Here is a 16,708-nt window from a genome sequence, read left to right on the forward strand (position 1 = left end):
CATGGCAACGCTTGAGATCCACGACCTGCACGTCTCCGTCGAGGCCGAGGGCGGCCCCCGCGAGATTCTGCGCGGCGTCGACCTGACCGTGAAGCAGGGCGAGACGCACGCCATCATGGGCCCGAACGGCTCCGGCAAGTCCACCCTGGCGTACTCGCTCGCCGGTCACCCGAAGTACACGATCACCGGCGGCACCGTCACCCTCGACGGCGAGAACGTGCTGGAGATGTCCGTCGACGAGCGGGCCCGCGCCGGTGTCTTCCTCGCCATGCAGTACCCGGTCGAGGTGCCCGGCGTCTCCGTCTCCAACTTCCTGCGCACCTCCGCGACCGCGATCCGCGGCGAGGCGCCGAAGCTGCGCACCTGGGTGAAGGAGGTCAAGGAGGCCATGCAGCGCCTCTCGATCGACCCGTCCTTCGCCGAGCGGAACGTCAACGAGGGCTTCTCCGGCGGTGAGAAGAAGCGCCACGAGATCCTTCAGCTGGAGCTGCTGAAGCCGGCCATCGCGATCCTCGACGAGACCGACTCCGGTCTCGACGTCGACGCGCTGCGCGTGGTCTCCGAGGGCGTCAACCGCGTCCGCGAGTCGGGCCAGGTCGGCACCCTGCTGATCACCCACTACACCCGCATCCTGCGCTACATCAAGCCCGACCACGTCCACGTGTTCGCCGCGGGCCGGATCGCCGAGTCCGGCGGCCCGGAGCTGGCCGACAAGCTGGAGGAAGAGGGCTACGAGGAGTACGTGAAGGGAGGCGTCTCCGAGTGACACAGCTGCCGGGCCTCCTCGACACCGAGGCGATCCGCAAGGACTTCCCGATCCTGGACCGCTCGGTCCACGACGGCAAGAAGGTCGTATACCTGGACAACGCGGCGACCTCGCAGAAGCCGCGCCAGGTCCTGGACGCTCTGAACAGCTATTACGAGCGCTCCAACGCCAATGTGCACCGTGGCGTCCATGTGCTCGCGGAGGAGGCCACGGCGCTGTACGAGGGCGCCCGCGACAAGGTCGCCACCTTCATCAACGCTCCCAGCCGCGACGAGGTGATCTTCACCAAGAACGCGTCGGAGTCGCTGAACCTGGTCGCCAACATGCTCGGCTGGGCCGATGAGCCCTACCGGGTGGACCAGGAAACCGAGATCGTCATCACGGAGATGGAGCACCACTCCAACATCGTGCCGTGGCAGCTGCTCTCGCAGCGCACCGGCGCGAAGCTGAAGTGGTTCGGCCTCACCGAGGACGGCCGCCTCGACCTGTCCGAGATCGAGCAGGTCATCACGGAGAAGACCAAGGTCGTCTCCTTCGTGCTGGTCTCCAACATCCTGGGCACGCACAACCCGGTCGAGGCGATCGTCCGCCGCGCGCAGGACGTCGGCGCGCTCGTCGTCATCGACGCCTCCCAGGCCGCCCCGCACATGCTGCTGGACGTGCAGGCGCTGCAGGCCGACTTCGTGGCCTTCACCGGCCACAAGATGTGCGGTCCGACCGGCATCGGTGTGCTGTGGGGCCGTCAGGAGCTGCTGGAGGACCTGCCTCCGTTCCTCGGTGGCGGCGAGATGATCGAGACCGTCTCGATGAACTCCTCCACCTATGCTCCGGCGCCGCACAAGTTCGAGGCCGGTACGCCCCCGATCGCCCAGGCCGTCGGCCTCGGCGCGGCCGTGGACTACCTGTCCTCGATCGGCATGGACAACATCTACCGCCATGAGCACGCCCTGACCGAGTACGCGGTCGGCAGGCTCCTGGAGGTGCCCGACCTGCGCATCATCGGCCCCACCACGGCCGAGGAGCGCGGCGCCACGATCTCCTTCACGCTCGGCGACATCCACCCGCACGACGTGGGCCAGGTCCTCGACGAGCAGGGCATCGCCGTCCGGGTCGGCCACCACTGTGCGCGCCCGGTCTGCCTGCGGTACGGAATTCCTGCGACCACGCGAGCGTCGTTCTATCTGTACTCCACGCCGGCCGAGGTGGATGCCTTGGTCGACGGGTTGGAGCACGTACGGAACTTCTTCGGCTAGGGGATGCCACGTGAAGCTGGATTCGATGTACCAGGACGTCATCCTGGACCACTACAAGCACCCCCACGGGCGGGGGCTCAGGGACGGCGACGCCGAGGTACACCACGTCAATCCGACCTGCGGTGACGAAATCACCCTCCGGGTGCGGCTTGACGGCGAGACGATCGAGGACGTGAGCTACGAGGGGCAGGGCTGTTCCATCAGCCAGGCCAGCGCGTCCGTGCTCAACGACCTGCTGGTGGGCAAGGAGCTGGGCGAGGCTCGCAGGATCCAGGCGACGTTCTTGGAGCTGATGCAGTCCAAGGGCCAGCTGGAGCCGGACGACACGATGGAAGAGGTGCTGGAGGACGCGGTCGCGTTCGCCGGTGTCTCCAAGTACCCCGCCCGGGTCAAGTGCGCTCTGCTGAGCTGGATGGCATGGAAGGACGCCACCGCTCAGGCCCTGGGCGACGGCGCTGAAGGGAAGACCGCATGACTGAGAACGTGGAAACCACCACCAAGCCCGCGAGCGAGGAAGAGGTCCGCGAGGCCCTCTACGACGTGGTCGACCCCGAGCTGGGCATCGACGTGGTCAACCTCGGCCTCGTCTACGGCGTTCACGTCGACGAGAGCAACATCGCCACCATCGACATGACGCTCACGTCCGCGGCGTGTCCGCTGACCGACGTCATCGAGGACCAGGCGAAGTCCGCGGCCGACGGGATCGTCAAGGAGCTGCGGATCAACTGGGTCTGGATGCCGCCGTGGGGCCCGGACAAGATCACGGACGACGGCCGTGAGCAGCTGAGGGCCCTCGGCTTCAACGTCTGAGGTCTCCGCCCGGCACGTCCTGGGCTTTTCGAAGCGGCCCCCGCGCACGATGCGCGGGGGCCGCTTCGCGGTTTCCGGTCTCTGGCTGTGTACGGTCGTACACATCGTTGCGTACACTCGTACACATGGGATACATGATGCTCTCCGGAGCCATCCTGGCCGAGGTCCTCGCGACCACCTCGATGAAGTACAGCGACGGCTTCAGCAAGCTCTGGCCCTCGCTGGGGACGGCCCTTGGCTACGGAATCGCCTTCGTGCTCCTCGCCCAGACGCTCAAAACGGTCTCCGTCGGCACCGCGTACGCCATATGGGCCGGGGCCGGGACCGCCCTCATCGCCGCGATCGGGATGCTGTTCCTCGGGGAGGCGGTGACCGCGGCGAGGGTGATCGGAGTGCTGCTGGTGATCGCCGGGGTGGTCGTGCTCAACCTCGGCGGGGCCCACTGATGGGGCGCCGGTACGACCCCGAGCGGCGGCAGCGGATCATCGACGCCGCGATCGCGGTGGTGGGGGAGCGGGGCATGGGCGCGCTCAGCCACCGCGCCGTGGCCGCCGCCGCGGACGTTCCGCTCGGCTCGACCACGTACCACTTCGCCACCCTCGATGATCTGCTCGTCGCCGCGCTCGACCAGGTCAACGCCGAATGGCTGGCCGACATGGAGCGCTGGGAGCGCACCGCGCCCCCCGAGGCGCCCCTCGCGGACCAGCTGGCGTGGCTGATCGAGCAGCTGCTGACGGGCGACCGCAAGCGGCTGGAGCTGGAGTACGAGCTGTATCTCGCCGCCCTGCGGCGCGCGTCGGTGCGGCCGATCGCCGCCGCGTTCCTCGACCGCATGGCCGCGCTGCTGGAGCGGCGCACCGGCGACGCGGGCATCGCGCGCGCCCTGAACGCCCTGTTCGACGGGATGCTGTTGCAGATCCTGCTGACCGGGCGGGAGTTCGACCGGGAGGAGGCGCGGGCGGCGTTCGCGCGGGTCACCGGCTGAGGGGGCGTGCACCGGTCCGGGCGTGAACCCGTTCGCGTCCACCGGGGAACAGAGGGCGACACACCGACCGCCGCACCACGACGCAACGGATACGGAGCGCCTGTGACCGATCCCGATCCACCGCCGCGATCCGTCCCGCCGCCCCACCCCGCCGCGCCGGACGATGACGCGGCGGTCGTGGCCCAGTCGCTGGAACTGCCCGAGATCTTCGCGACGCTCTACGACCGGTACGCCCCCGACATCCACCGCTATGTGGCCCGGCGCCTCGGCGACGGTGCCGCGGACGACGTCACCGCCGAAACCTTCCTGATCGCCTTCCGCGCCCGGGCCCGCTACGACCAGCGGCGGAGCACCGCCCGACCCTGGCTGTACGGCATCGCCGCCAACCTCATCGGCAAGCACCGGCGCGCCGAGGTCCGGGCGCTGCGCGCGCTGGCCCGCACCGGCATCGACCCGGTCGCCGAGTCCTGGGTCGAGCGCGCGGACAGCCGGGTCGCGGCAGAGGCCACCCGGCGGCCGCTGGCCGCGGCGCTGGCCGGGCTGTCCGCCCGCGACCGGCACGTCCTGCTGCTCATCGCCTGGGCGGACCTCAGCTACCAGGAGGTGGCCGAAGCGCTCTCCATCCCGGTCGGGACGGTCCGATCCCGGCTCAACCGCGCCCGCCGCAAGGTGCGCTCCGCCCTCGGCGCCGACCCCACCGTCGTCAGTGATGCCACGGAGGTGGCCAGTTATGGATGATCTGCGGCTTATGGATGATCTGCGGCAGGAGCTGACCCGGGTGCGCGCACTGCGCGCCGACGCCCCCCGGCCCGACCGGGCCCGTCTCGCCGCCGGGCGGGCGAGGGTCCGGGACGCCGCCACCGGTGCGGCCCCACGGCGCCGCTTCCGGGCGGACTGGCGGTTCGCGGCCGCCGGCGCCGCCGCGACCGTCACCGCCACCGTGGTGGCGGCCGTCGGCCTCCTGGGCGGCGGCTCCGTAGGGGCGCGGGCGACGGACCCCCCGGTGCGGCCCGGCAGCACCACCGCGAAGCTGGGGACCGTCAAGGACGCGAGGCGGCTCGGCGACGCGGCGACCGTACTGCGGCGGGCGGCCGACACCGTCGAACAGACCCCCGCTCCCGCACCCCGGGACGGTCAGTGGGTCTACACCAGGTTCGTGGACGCGGGTCGGGTCGAGGGCGGTACGGAGCCGCGGACGTCCGAGTCCTGGGAGCCGTACGACGATCCGTCGTACGCGGCGCGGAAGGAGTACCGCCTGCTGCGGGCGCTGCCCGGGGACCCGGAGGGGGTCAAGGAGAAGGTCCGGGAGCTGGAAGCTGGCTCTCCGGGTTCCGAGTCCCCGGCGCAGTACGACTTCCGGCTGCTCGGCGGGTTGAGCCAGGCGTTCCCGGCCGACCCCGAGGGGCGGGCCGAGGTCCTCCGGGCGATGGCGACCATTCCGGGGATCGCGGCGGCGCAGATCAAGGACAACCTCGGGCGGACGGCCGTCGCGGTCGGGCAGGGCACCGTGGGGAAGCGGGGCTTCTCGGAATTCCAGCTGCTCTACGACCCGGAGACCTTCGCCCCGCTCGGGGAGCGGAGCATCGCGGGCCACGACGGCGAGCCGGACGACTACGACAGGGACGGCTGGAAAGCGGGCGATGTGCTCAGCGTGCACGCGCTGGTCGACCAGGCCCTGGTCGACGGCAAGGACCGGCGCCCCTGACCGCGGGGCCCGGCGGGCAGGGCGCGGCCCCGCAGCCCGGGCGCGCCCCGCAGCCCGGGCACGCCCCCGCAGCCGGGCACGCGGCCGCCCGGCGTCTGTCCGCTGAGACCGGTTAGCCTCCGGGGCCCGCCTCCGGTTAGCGTGCTGACCATGACCGATGCAGCCACCACCACCCGCACCACCGGCGCCGTCGCCGCCGGGCTCGCCACCCTCACCGAGGACGGCACCGTTCTGGACACCTGGTTCCCCGCCCCCGAGCTGGCCGACGCGCCCGGCCCGGCCGGAACCGAACGGCTCGACGCCGAGCGCACCGCGCAGCTCCTCGGTGAGACCGCCGTCAAGGCGCTCGGCCCGGACCCGCGCCGCGGCGTCGAGGTCGTCGCCGTCCGCACGGTCATCGCCTCGATCGACGACAAGCCGATCGACGCGCATGACGTGTACCTGCGGCTGCACCTGCTGAGCCACCGGCTGGTCAAGCCGCACGGCCTGAGCCTGGACGGCCAGTTCGGCCTGCTCGCCAACATCGCCTGGACCTCGCTCGGTCCCGTCGCCGCCGACCAGGTCGAGCGCGCCCGGCTCGCCGCCCGCGCCGAGGGTCTGCACCTGTCGGTGACGAGCGTCGACAAGTTCCCGCGGATGACGGACTACGTCGTTCCGTCCGGTGTCCGTATCGGTGACGCCGACCGCGTACGGCTCGGCGCGCACCTGGCCGCCGGGACGACGGTCATGCACGAGGGCTTCGTCAACTTCAACGCGGGCACGCTGGGCACGTCCATGGTCGAGGGCCGCATCAGCGCGGGCGTCGTCGTCGGCGACGGCTCCGACATCGGTGGCGGCGCGTCGATCATGGGCACGCTGTCGGGTGGCGGCAAGCAGACGATCACGATCGGCGAGCGCTGCCTGCTGGGTGCCGAGGCGGGCCTCGGTATCTCCCTCGGTGACGACTGCGTCGTCGAGGCGGGCCTGTACGTGACGGCGGGCACGCGGGTGACCCTGCCGGACGGCAAGATCGTCAAGGCGCTGGAGCTGTCGGGTGCGACGAACCTCCTCTTCCGCCGGAACTCCACGTCCGGCGCGGTCGAGGTCCTCCCCCGCACCGGCTCCTGGGGCGGCCTGAACGAGGCCCTGCACACCCACAACTGACCCCGGCGGCGGGGTTTCCCCCACCCCGCCCCTACCCGACCCCGGGGGACGCCCGTTGGGCGGTCAGGTCGCTGACGCGTGGAGGGCGGCCAGTTCGGTTGTGACGGTCGCGTCCGCCTTGAGCAGGGGCGGGCGCACCGGGCCGCCCGGGTGGCCTTGCGCGCTCAGGAGTGCCTTGGCGGTGACCGCGCCGGGGAGGCGGGACATCATCGCGTCGATGAGCGGGGTCAGTGCCAGGTGGCGGCGGGCGGCCTCTTCGGGGTCGCCCGCGTCGTACGCCTCCAGCACGCCCCGCACCGCGCGCGGCGCCACGTTCGCGACCGTACTGACGCATCCCGCCGCGCCGATGGCCCGGAGCGGCAGGTTCAGTTCGTCGCAGCCGGAGTAGTAGGCGAGCCCGGTGGCGGCCATCGTCCGCGCCGACTTCATGAGGTCGTACGCGCAGTCCTTCACGCCGCTCACGCGGGGGTGTTCCGCGAGTCGGCACAGGGTGTCGTACGAGAGCGCGACGCCGGTGCGGGCGGGGATGTCGTACAGCATGAGCGGGATGCCGACCGCTTCGGCGACCGTGCGGAAGTGCGCCTCGACGGCTTCCTGGGGTGGGCGGCTGTAGTACGGGGTGACCACCAACAGCTCGTGGGCGCCCGCCTTTTCGGCGGCCTGCGCGAGCGCGACGGCGTGCCGGGTGTCGTTGCTGCCCACCCCCGCCACGATCTGCGCCCGGCCCCCGACGGCCTCGACTACGGCCCGTACGACCGCCGTCTTCTCGGCGTCGGTGGTGGTCGGTGACTCACCGGTGGTCCCGCCCAGCACGAGCCCGTCGCAGTCGCCCTCATCGACGAGGGCGACGGCGAGGCGCTGGGCGCCGGTGAGGTCGAGGTCACCGTCCCGGGTGAAGGGGGTGACCATGGCGCAGGCGAGATGGGATCTGGGCATGACGGAAGTGTCGTGCGGGCGGATGTCGTAGGTCTACTTAAATCTGCTTGGGGTGGGTGTGTAGAGCTGCTACGTCGTGGGGCGGGGGTTTCCTTCCCCCACCCCGCCCCTTCCCGAAACGGGGGACACCCCCGGCCCCCACCAAGCGGCCTGTGGCGCCGCCCAGTCCCGCCTGTACCGGGGTGCGTTCGCCGGGGGCCAGTGGATACGTGGCCCCCGGGCCCGCGGCTGGGTGCGTCCCGGCCGAGTTGGGGGCCTCGGGGCGGGGGAACCAGCGCGCCCGCGCCGGAGTGCGCCCGTGCGGCCTCGGGCCCGTCCTGGGGCTGTTGCTGGGCTGGGCGGGGTGCGTTCGCCGGGGGCCGGGGTGTCCCCCTGGTTTCGGGAAGGGGCGGGGTGGGGGCAATTGACTCAGCCGGGTCAGGGGCGGACGCGGACCACCTGGGGGTCGTGGTCGCTGGATTGGTCGGTGAATTCCGCGTTGATGTGGACGATGTCGTAGTCCGGGGCGCGCAGGGCGCGGCTGGTGAGGATGTGGTCCAGGACCTGGGAGTTGCCGTTGTAGACGTAGCCGTAGCGCTCATCGCGCGGGAGGCGCGTCACCAGGTCGGTCAGGACGCCGCCCTTGGTCAGGGCGGAGAGGGCGGGGGAGAACTGGTAGTCGTTGAGGTCGCCCGCGACGACCACCGCCGCCTTCGGGTCGGCGGCCAGCAGGGACTTGACGAAGGTGTTGACCGCCCCCGCCTGGCCCGTGCGCTGGGTTTCGGAGGAGCGGACGGGCGGCTGGACGCGGGCGTCGAGGCCCTGGTCGCCGCCCTTGGAGTTGAAGTGGTTGGCGACCACGAACACCGGGCGGCCCCGGAAGGCGAACTGGCCGACCAGCGGCTTGCGGCTGTCGTTCCAGACCTCGCTGCCGGGTTCGATGCGGCCAGGGGAGGCCGACAGGGCGGGCCTGCCGTTCTTCCGCACGACCGTGACCGGCGTCGTCGCGTCGCCGCCCGGGGTGTCGGTGAAGGAGACCCGCTTCGGGTTGTAGAGGAAGGCGACCCGGATGTTGCCGCCCGGCTCGCCGCCGTCCTGGTCGTCCGCTGGGTTGATCTGCCGCCATGAGTAGGAGGGGCCGCCAGCGGACGCTATGGCGTCGGTGAGCTTCTTCAGGGTGGCGTCGGCGCTCACGACGCCGTCGTTGGTGGCGCCGTTGTCGTCCTGGACCTCCTCCAGGGCGACGATGTCGGGCGAGGCGAGGTTGTCGACCAGGCCGGACGCGAGGCGGTCGAACTTCGACTGGGCGGTCTTGGGGGAGAGGTTCTCGACGTTGTAGGTCGCGACCGACAGCTCGCCGGACTTCTGCTCGCGGGTGCGCTCCCGCTTCAGCCCGTGGTCCTCCAGCGTCCCGAGCGCGTTGGCGGCGATCGTGTAGCCGCCGAAGTTGTCGTAGTCCAGCGGCCCGGCCGTCGTCCCGGTCAGCTCGTCGCCGACGTCGGCCGCCGGGAAGGGGTGCTCGGCGTAGGGGAGGAGGGAGGCTATTTTCAGACGGCCCGCGTTCGGGTCGCGGTACGTGTCGTAGAGGGCGCCGCCGCGCGCGGTGCGCTTGTGGCGCGGTTCGGCGGTGACCCACAGCTCCTTGTGCGTAGTGGTCGCGCCGACCACGGGCGCGTCGGCGACCGACACCCGCATGCCCTCCAGCGACTCGTACCGGTCCAGCGCGTACGAACGCGGCCGCAGCTCCGGGCCCTCCAGAGAGCCGCCGGGGGCATACCGGTCGGGGACGGTGGAGGGGTTCAGGCGGTAGGCGGCGGGGAGTGTGTTGCCGCCCGACTGGACCGTCCAGCTCGCCTTGGAGATCTCGGTCAGGGACTGGAGACCGGCCGCCGCGCCGCCCGGGTAGTACTCGCTCACCGTCCCGCTGACCAGCACCGCGTCCCCGACCGCGACGGACGGCGTGGTCGAGCCGGTGAAGACGAAGACCGCCTCGCTGGTCGCCGGGTCGGCGTCCGGCCGGGGGTCCTGGATCCAGAAGCCGCGCGACGAGCCGAAGGAGCGCACCGCCGTGACCGTGCCGGGGACGTCGGTCACCTGCTTCCCGGCCAGCGGGGATATCCGGGTGTGGCCCTGGATGTCGTGGATGCGGGCCGCGTCTACGGTCGGGGCGGCGAACGCGGACGACGGGCCTACGAGCAGGCCCGCCGCTACAGCGGTGACGGTGACGGCGACAGATGTGCGCCGGGCGCGTGGGGACATGGTGATGGCCTCCGGTGCGGAGTGAACAGAGCTGGCTGAACGGAGCTGGGTGAACAGAGCTGGGTGAACAGAGCGGCAAGGTGGCCTCTACGCGCGTCAATCTCTTGTCTCCGCACGACAGTTGTCAAGACCGGTCAGGTGTACGGGCCCGGACCTCCGGATGAACAGACGCGTCACCGCGTGGGGGAACACGGCGGGCGGCCACATCGGGACGAAACTGCCCCCGCGTTCCGTCTACGCTGGGGGGTCGGGCCGCGCGCCTCGTACCCTCCGTACCGCCATCCGCCGAGGAGACTTCCGCTTATGCCAGGAGACCGCCCCACCATGCCGCCCGTGCGGCTCCGCACCGACGCGGAACTCGCCCGGGACGCGCTCGCCGCGCCGCTCCTCGCCCGCGCGGTGCGGCTCGCCCGCTGGGCCGAGCCCGGAAAGCCGGTGGCGGCGGGGGGCGTGCTGTCGGCTGACGATCTGCGGGCGGCGGTAGAGCTGCTGGACCTCGCGGCGGACGAGGACGGGGCCGAGCACGTCGCCCAGGCGTGGCAGCTGGCCGTCGACACCGGGCTGGTGGCGATCCAGGAGTCCGCGGAGAGCGACCGCGCGGCGGACGACGACGACACCGCGGCCGACGGCGAAAGCGAGCCCACCGCCACCGCGACCAGCGGCGAAGAGCTGGAGCTGATCACCGGCGGCAGCCCGCAGGACGTCCTCGACCTGTGGCTCGACGGCTTCGAGACCGTCCTCGCCGACGCCGCGGCGCCCGACCTCGCCGATATCGTGGACCAGATCAGCGAGGGCGGCGAGATCGACCTCGACTCGATCGACTGGAACCCGGAGGAGGAGGGCGAGTTCCTGGACGGGATCCTCGGCAACCTCTACCTGCTCACCGCCATGGACGAGGAGGCGGCCGTCGGCTCGGTGCCGCTGCCCGCGCTCGTCGCCTCCATGGTCGTCCCCGACGACATGGACGAGCCGACCGACGACATCCTCGAAGAGGTGTCGGAGGCGATGGTGCGGCTGGACGACCAGTTCCGGCTGCTCGCCCCGACCGGTCTGATCGACTACCAGCCGGTGGACGAGGCGCTGATCGAGGAGGTCGACGGCGAGGTCCGCCTCCACGAGTCCGACCCGGCGCGGCAGCAGGCGCCGCAGGACGACGAGGAGGACGTGTCCCGCTACGGCATGGTCCGCCTCACCCCCCTCGGCGTCTACGCGGTCCGCTCCCGCATGCTCGACGCGGGCGTCGACGCCCCGGTCGTCGGCGACCTGGCCGACAAGGGCGCGGACGTCCTGCTGGACACCCTCCCCGGCCACCCCGAGTCCGCCGCCCAGGCCGAGGCCGAGCTGTGGCTCGGCCGCCGTGCGCCCGAAGAGGCCGCCCGGGAACTCCTGGCCGCCGCCCGCGGTGACGACGAGGACGCCCCGCTGCGCCGCCTCACCTGCCAGCAGACGCTGTCGCTGGTCGGCGGCGCGGCCGAGCCCGCGCTGCGCGAGGTGCTGGACGACCGCCACCTGGGCGGGCTGGCCCGGGTCTGGCTGGCCGAGCACGGCGCGAAGGACATCCCGGAGCCGTCGGAGACCATGGTCTTCTGGCTGACGGTGGACACCCTGGCCGCGCAGCTCGCCACGGAGGACGACTCCGAGGAGCTGCGGGACCTGGTGCGCGGGCTGGTCGACCAGTCCGGCGGCTTCTTCGAGTCGGCCTGGAAGGTGGACCACCCGGCGACGGCCGACGTGCTGGAGGCGATGGGGCGGCTGCATCCGGACAAGAAGGCCGCGAAGGAGGCCCGGAAGGCCGCGTTCAAGGCCCGCTCGCGGGCGTGACGACCGGCGGATAAAGGCCTGTTCCCGGGCGTGACGACCGGCAGACCGGCAGATAGCGGATAACGCGACATCGACGGGCCCGTTTGGTCCGTCGATGTCTCATTCCGTTCAACTGTTGTTCGGTCTAGGACGAAAATCTATGCGCGCAGTCCCCAGCATGGCGTCCGCAGCCAGGCCCTTGCCGCTCAGGAGATGAAGATGGCCGTCACTCGAAGAGACTTCGCGAAGCGCTCCGCGTACACCGGGGCGGGGTTCGCCCTGGTCGGGAGCGCCGGTGTGCTCGGCACCGCGCCCGGCGCCCTGGCGGCGGAGACCGCCGGTACCGCCGCGGAGCAGGGAGGCGGCGGCGCCCAGCTCGGTTACGGCCCGCTCGTCGCCGACCCCAAGGGCATCCTCGCCCTGCCCGAGGGCTTCACCTACCGGATCATCACCCGCACCGGTGAGACGACGCTGGAGTCCGGCGAGTCGACCCCGTCCAACCACGACGGCACCGCCACCTTCGAGGGCCCCCGCGGCGCGACGCTGCTCGTCAACAACCACGAGCTGAAGGGCCCCCGCAAGGACTGGCCGCACCCCGTCCCGCTGATCGACGGCCTGGTCTACGACCCGGCGGCGTCCGGCGGCTGCACCGTGGTCGAGGTCGCCAAGCACGGCGACCACGTCTCCGAGTGGGTGGGCATCGCGGGCACCTCCACCAACTGCGCGGGCGGGCGCACCCCGTGGGGCACCTGGCTGACCTGCGAGGAGAACGAGGACAAGGCCGGCCAGAACGGCATGACCAAGGACCACGGCTACGTGTTCGAGGTCGACCCGCACGACCGCAAGGCGAACCGCAACCCCAAGCCGATCAAGGCGCTGGGCCGGTACGCGCACGAGGCCGTCGTCGTCGACCCCAAGCGCGGCCACCTCTACCTCACCGAGGACGCCTCCGGCCCGAACGGCCTCCTCTACCGCTGGGTCCCGCCGCACGGCTTCGAGCACGGCCGCGGCCAGCTCCGTACCCTCAAGGACGACGCGGGCGTGCTCCAGGCGCCCCGGTGCTACGACTCCGGCGGCAAGTTCGTGGACGACCTCTCCCGCGCCACCAAGACCGGCACGGTCTACGGCGTGGACTGGGAGCCGGTGCTCGACCGCGACGCCAAGTCCGTCCCCGTCCGCAAGCAGTTCGCCGACGGCCAGATCACCCGGGCGCGCAAGCTGGAGGGCATGTGGTGGGCCGACGGGGGCGCGTACATCGTCTCCTCGTACGCCCGTGAGGAGAGCCCGGTCCAGCACGACGGCCAGGTCTGGTTCTACGACCCCAAGCGCCGCACCCTCACCCTCAAGGTGCTGCTGGGCGTCAACCCGGACCCGTCGAAGGACGGCGCGTTCGACGGCCCGGACAACATCACCGTCTCGCCGTACGGCGGTCTGGTGATCGCCGAGGACGGCGAGGGCGTCCAGCACCTGTTCGGGGCGACGGACGACGGCCGTACGTACCCGATCGCGCGCAACGACCTGAACATCGGCTCCGCGGAGGAGCCCGAGTTCAGCGAGTTCACCGGCGTGGTCTTCTCGCCCGACGGGCAGACCCTGTACGCGAACATCCAGGTCCCGGGCATCATGCTGGCGATCACCGGCCCCTGGCGCCGTCAGGCCTGAGACGCCGAGACGCGGGAGGCCGAGACGCTGGGACGGGGAATCCCGCGAGCCGGGCGTCGCGTTGACGCATAGGTGACCTCGCGGCTTCGTAACGTCCCCTTCTCCATCCTGGACCGCTCCCGCACCCGGCAGGGGCGGGAGCGGTCCGAGGCGCTGCGCGACACCGTACGGTTCGCGCGGCAGGCCGAGGCTTTCGGCTTCCACCGCTTCTGGGTCTCGGAGCACCACAGCGTCCCCGGCGTCGCCGGATCGGCGCCCACCGTGCTGGCGGCCGCCGTCGCTGCGGCGACGGACCGCATCCGGGTCGGCACGGGCGGCGTGATGCTGCCGAACCACCGCCCGCTGGTGGTGGCCGAGCAGTTCGGGGTGCTGGCCTCCCTCTTCCCCGGCCGGATCGACATGGGCCTCGGCCGCTCGGTCGGCTTCACCGACGGCATCCGCCGGGCGCTCGGCGCCGAGAAGGACGCCGCGCGGGACTTCGGCGCGCAACTGGCCGAGCTGCTGGGCTGGTTCACCGGTGAGCAGCATGCGTACCCCCAGGTCCACGCCCACCCGGCGGAGGGTCTGACCCTGCCCGCCTTCGTCCTGGCGACGGGAGCGGGCGCGGACGTGGCGGCCGAGGCGGGGCTGGGGCTGGTCATCGGCGATCTGCGCGGCCGGGACCGGATGCTGCGCGCGATCGACCGCTACCGGGCGGGCTTCCGGCCCTCCGCGTGGTCGTCCGCGCCGTACGTCGTCGTCTCGGGCAACGTGGCGGTCGCCGACACGGCGGAGGAGGCGCGCCGCCTCCTCGTCCCCGAGGCCTGGGCGATGGCCCACTCCCGCACCCGTGGCACCTTCCCCCCGCTCACCCCGCCGGAGGAGATCGCCGCGCTGGAGATGTCCGAGAAGGAGCGCGGCTTCTACGAGGAGGGGCTGCGCGGCCAGCTCTATGGCACCGAGGACGAGGTGGCCGCCGCCCTGGACGAGCTGATCGGGCGCAGCGGCGCGGACGAGGTGCTGGTCACGACGAGTACGTACGACCGCGGCGCCCTCCTCGGCTCGTACCGGCGGCTGGCCCGGATGGCGGGCCTGACCGATCCGGTGGGGAGCCCGGTGTCCGCCTAGGCCGGAGAACGGGGAGATCTTTCCGGGGGTGCCGGGTTCGTTTACGCTGTCGCTCGCTCGCACGATGTGCGGCAGTTCAACGGGGGTGAGGTCGGCATGTCCCGACAACTTGGCCGGTCGACGGCGCCGCCGCCACCGCGCCCACTGGGGCCGGGTGATCCCGCCGAGGTCGGTCCGTACCGGCTGGAGGGGGTTCTCGGCGCGGGTGGGATGGGCCGCGTCTATCTGGGCCGTACGCCCGCCGGAAGCGCGCTGGCGGTCAAGGTGGTGCACCGCGAGTACGCGGGCGACGCGACGTTCCGCAAGCGGTTCGAGCAGGAGGTGGCCGCCGCCCGGCGGGTGCAGGGCCTCTACACGGTGCCGGTGGTCGACGCGGATCTCCGGGCCGGTGAACCGTGGCTGGCCACGGCCTACGTTCCCGGTCCGTCCCTGCAGCAGGCGGTGGCCGAGGGTGAGCCGTTGCCGGCCGACGAGGTGGTGGGGCTGGTCGCCAGGGTGGCCGAAGCCCTGCAGTCCATCCACGCGGCCGGTGTGATCCACCGCGACCTCAAGCCGTCCAACATCATCCTCACCGGTGACGGGCCCAAGGTCATCGACTTCGGCATCGCGCGGGCCGCGGACGTCACGTCCGTGACCGCCACCGGAATGCGTACGGGAACGCCTGCCTACATGGCGCCCGAATACATCAGGGGGCAGAGCGTCGCCGAAGCCGGTGATGTGTTCGCCCTCGGGGGCGTCGCGCACTTCGCCGCCACCGGACGGCTCCCCTTCGGCGGCGGCGCCGACCACGCCGTGATCTACCGCGTCCTGGAACAGGCTCCCGACCTCGACGGCTGCCCCGAGCCCGTCCGGGCCGTCGCTGCCCGCTGCCTGGAGAAGGACCCGGAGGAGCGGCCCACCCCGGCCGAGGTCATCGAGTTGTGCCGCGGGAGGTCGACGGAGGGAATCGCCGACGCCCACACGCGGACCGCCGTATCGCTGTCAGGGGGCGGGCCGGTGACACCCGGCGCCCCGGGCTCACCCAGCGCCCCCGGCTCGCCCGACGCCGAGACACGCACCGCACGGTCGCCGCGCGGCTCGGAGTCCGCCGCCCCCGTACCGCCACCTGCTCCGGCCGCGGGTGCCCCGGCACGGGGGGCTCCGTCGGGCGCGGACACCTCGGCGAACCCGAACCCGAACCCGCCGGTCCCGGACCCCCTTGCCGTCCCCGCCCCGGGGTTTCCCCTCGTGCTCAGCGGAGTCGGGATCCTCGTCCTCGCCATCATCCTGATCGCCGTCTACCTCCCCGACTCCGCCCCCGACCGCGGCCCCAGCCTCCCCTATCGCTCGTTCGCGCCCACGGCCTCCATCGGCCCCACCGGGAAGTCCGGGGCGGCCAGAGGCATGGCGTTCAGTCCGGATGGCAAGACCCTCGCCACCGGCAGCTACGAGGGCAAGGTGCGGCTGTGGGATGTCGCCAGCCGCAAAGCCAAAGCCACCTTCACCCAACGCGACGGCGCGGGCAATGAGGGGTTCGAGATCCGCGACGTGGCGCTCAGCCGTGGCGGCAAGGTCCTCGCCGCCGCCAATTCGACCGGCTGGGTGACCCTGTGGGACGTGGCCGAGCACCGGCAGATCCGCTTCCTCTACGGCAGCGGCGAAAGCGTGGCCTTCAGCCCGGACGGCAAGCTGTTCGCCACCGGCGATGAGAGCAAGGCCGTGGACCTGTGGGACACCAACGGCCGTGGGGACGAGACACTCGCTTACTTCGACCCCGGCACGCGAGTCAAAGATGTGGCCTTCAGCCCGGACGGCCGGACGCTGGCCGCCGCGGGCGACGACTCCGGCAGCAATCTCACGCCGAAGCACGCGGCGCTGCTGTGGGACGTGGCGGGCCGCGACCCGGAGCCGTATGGCCAAGACGATCCGCGCGCGACCCTGTCCCACCCCCAAGGGGTCTTGAGCGTGGCGTTCAGTCCGGATGGCAAGACACTCGCCACCGGTAGCTCCGACGGCGATGTGCGGCTGTGGGACGTGGCCACCCGCCGCCGCACAGCCACCCTCAGCGACTACTACCAGGGCACGGTCGAGCACCTGGCGTTCAGCCCGGACGGCAAGACGCTCGCCGTCCCCGCCAAAAATGGGGTGCTGCTGTGGAACGTGGCGAGCCATAAACCACGCGTCATCCTGTCGGTCGGCGCACAGGGGGACCACGAGATCCAGGACGTGGCCTTCAGCCCGGACGGGCGGCTCGTCGCGGGCAACGACGCCAGGGCCCACACGGTACGGCTGTGGAAAACCCCCAAGTGACCGCCGGTCGATGG

At 71.9% G+C, this 16,708-nt stretch carries 15 protein-coding genes; 13 read left to right on the forward strand and 2 right to left on the reverse strand.

The features are described 5' to 3' along the window. The first annotated feature begins 1 nt into the window (after position 1). The 9 genes from sufC (at position 2) to dapD (ending at position 6,662) form a co-directional block, all read left to right on the forward strand. On the forward strand, positions 2-766 hold the full coding sequence (gene sufC / locus ACZ6CL_RS21455; protein WP_468937728.1) for a Fe-S cluster assembly ATPase SufC: 765 nt from the start codon (positions 2-4) through the stop codon (positions 764-766). Further along, on the forward strand, positions 763-2,019 hold the full coding sequence (locus ACZ6CL_RS21460) for a cysteine desulfurase (RefSeq protein WP_468937729.1): 1,257 nt from the start codon (positions 763-765) through the stop codon (positions 2,017-2,019). The genes sufC and ACZ6CL_RS21460 overlap by 4 nt, the downstream gene beginning before the upstream one ends. Before the next feature lie 10 nt (positions 2,020-2,029). After that, a complete protein-coding gene (sufU, locus tag ACZ6CL_RS21465; protein WP_468937730.1) occupies positions 2,030-2,494 on the forward strand; it encodes a Fe-S cluster assembly sulfur transfer protein SufU in 465 nt (154 codons plus the stop codon). Continuing rightward, positions 2,491-2,829: a metal-sulfur cluster assembly factor gene (locus ACZ6CL_RS21470; RefSeq protein WP_468937731.1), complete on the forward strand. Its 339-nt coding sequence runs from the start codon at positions 2,491-2,493 to the stop codon at positions 2,827-2,829. The genes sufU and ACZ6CL_RS21470 overlap by 4 nt, the downstream gene beginning before the upstream one ends. A 125-nt stretch (positions 2,830-2,954) precedes the next feature. Continuing rightward, positions 2,955-3,275, forward strand: coding sequence for a DMT family transporter (locus ACZ6CL_RS21475; RefSeq protein WP_468937732.1), 321 nt, complete (start codon positions 2,955-2,957; stop codon positions 3,273-3,275). Next, positions 3,275-3,814 carry a TetR/AcrR family transcriptional regulator gene (locus tag ACZ6CL_RS21480; RefSeq protein ID WP_468937733.1) on the forward strand — a complete coding sequence of 180 codons (540 nt, stop codon included), beginning with the start codon at positions 3,275-3,277 and terminating at the stop codon, positions 3,812-3,814. The genes ACZ6CL_RS21475 and ACZ6CL_RS21480 overlap by 1 nt, the downstream gene beginning before the upstream one ends. A gap of 102 nt (positions 3,815-3,916) precedes the next feature. Beyond that, positions 3,917-4,552: an RNA polymerase sigma factor gene (locus ACZ6CL_RS21485; RefSeq protein WP_468937734.1), complete on the forward strand. Its 636-nt coding sequence runs from the start codon at positions 3,917-3,919 to the stop codon at positions 4,550-4,552. Further along, positions 4,545-5,519, forward strand: coding sequence for a hypothetical protein (locus ACZ6CL_RS21490; RefSeq protein WP_468937735.1), 975 nt, complete (start codon positions 4,545-4,547; stop codon positions 5,517-5,519). The genes ACZ6CL_RS21485 and ACZ6CL_RS21490 overlap by 8 nt, the downstream gene beginning before the upstream one ends. Positions 5,520-5,669: 150 nt before the next feature. Further along, positions 5,670-6,662 (forward strand): 2,3,4,5-tetrahydropyridine-2,6-dicarboxylate N-succinyltransferase, encoded by a 993-nt coding sequence (gene dapD / locus ACZ6CL_RS21495; protein ID WP_468937736.1) that lies wholly within the window; start codon positions 5,670-5,672, stop codon positions 6,660-6,662. 63 nt (positions 6,663-6,725) lie between these two features. Here dapD and dapA read toward each other — a convergent pair whose 3' ends face one another. Together dapA and ACZ6CL_RS21505 are read right to left on the reverse strand one after the other, a co-directional pair. Further along, a complete protein-coding gene (gene dapA / locus ACZ6CL_RS21500) occupies positions 6,726-7,598 on the reverse strand; it encodes a 4-hydroxy-tetrahydrodipicolinate synthase (RefSeq protein ID WP_468937737.1) in 873 nt (290 codons plus the stop codon). 417 nt (positions 7,599-8,015) lie between these two features. Beyond that, positions 8,016-9,836 (reverse strand): endonuclease/exonuclease/phosphatase family protein, encoded by a 1,821-nt coding sequence (locus ACZ6CL_RS21505; RefSeq protein ID WP_468937738.1) that lies wholly within the window; start codon positions 9,834-9,836, stop codon positions 8,016-8,018. Positions 9,837-10,139: 303 nt separating this feature from the next. On the opposite strand from ACZ6CL_RS21505, the gene ACZ6CL_RS21510 reads away from it, so the two are divergent. The 4 genes from ACZ6CL_RS21510 (at position 10,140) to ACZ6CL_RS21525 (ending at position 16,694) form a co-directional block, all read left to right on the forward strand. Further along, entirely contained in the window at positions 10,140-11,657 is a 1,518-nt protein-coding gene (locus tag ACZ6CL_RS21510) for a hypothetical protein (protein WP_468937739.1), read from the forward strand. Positions 11,658-11,855: 198 nt separating this feature from the next. Next, entirely contained in the window at positions 11,856-13,298 is a 1,443-nt protein-coding gene (locus ACZ6CL_RS21515) for an alkaline phosphatase PhoX (RefSeq protein WP_468937740.1), read from the forward strand. 72 nt (positions 13,299-13,370) lie between these two features. Further along, positions 13,371-14,405 carry an LLM class flavin-dependent oxidoreductase gene (locus ACZ6CL_RS21520; protein ID WP_468937741.1) on the forward strand — a complete coding sequence of 345 codons (1,035 nt, stop codon included), beginning with the start codon at positions 13,371-13,373 and terminating at the stop codon, positions 14,403-14,405. A gap of 96 nt (positions 14,406-14,501) precedes the next feature. Further along, positions 14,502-16,694, forward strand: a complete 2,193-nt coding sequence (locus ACZ6CL_RS21525) for a WD40 repeat domain-containing serine/threonine protein kinase (RefSeq protein WP_468937742.1) — start codon at positions 14,502-14,504, stop codon at positions 16,692-16,694. The last annotated feature ends 14 nt before the right edge of the window (positions 16,695-16,708 follow it).

This window comes from Streptomyces sp. NPDC041200 (assembly GCF_055591805.1).

Bases quoted from the DNA above. Each gene is read 5' to 3' on its own strand.
- ACZ6CL_RS21480 (WP_468937733.1), top strand. From the start codon at position 3,275: ATGGGGCGCCGGTACGACCCCGAGCGGCGGCAGCGGATCATCGACGCC.
- ACZ6CL_RS21490 (WP_468937735.1), top strand. From the start codon at position 4,545: ATGGATGATCTGCGGCTTATGGATGATCTGCGGCAGGAGCTGACCCGG.
- ACZ6CL_RS21515 (WP_468937740.1), top strand. From the start codon at position 11,856: ATGGCCGTCACTCGAAGAGACTTCGCGAAGCGCTCCGCGTACACCGGG.
- ACZ6CL_RS21525 (WP_468937742.1), top strand. From the start codon at position 14,502: ATGTCCCGACAACTTGGCCGGTCGACGGCGCCGCCGCCACCGCGCCCA.
- dapD (WP_468937736.1), top strand. From the start codon at position 5,670: ATGACCGATGCAGCCACCACCACCCGCACCACCGGCGCCGTCGCCGCC.
- ACZ6CL_RS21510 (WP_468937739.1), top strand. From the start codon at position 10,140: ATGCCAGGAGACCGCCCCACCATGCCGCCCGTGCGGCTCCGCACCGAC.
- ACZ6CL_RS21470 (WP_468937731.1), top strand. From the start codon at position 2,491: ATGACTGAGAACGTGGAAACCACCACCAAGCCCGCGAGCGAGGAAGAG.
- ACZ6CL_RS21505 (WP_468937738.1), bottom strand. From the start codon at position 9,836: ATGTCCCCACGCGCCCGGCGCACATCTGTCGCCGTCACCGTCACCGCT.
- dapA (WP_468937737.1), bottom strand. From the start codon at position 7,598: ATGCCCAGATCCCATCTCGCCTGCGCCATGGTCACCCCCTTCACCCGG.
- ACZ6CL_RS21475 (WP_468937732.1), top strand. From the start codon at position 2,955: ATGGGATACATGATGCTCTCCGGAGCCATCCTGGCCGAGGTCCTCGCG.
- sufC (WP_468937728.1), top strand. From the start codon at position 2: ATGGCAACGCTTGAGATCCACGACCTGCACGTCTCCGTCGAGGCCGAG.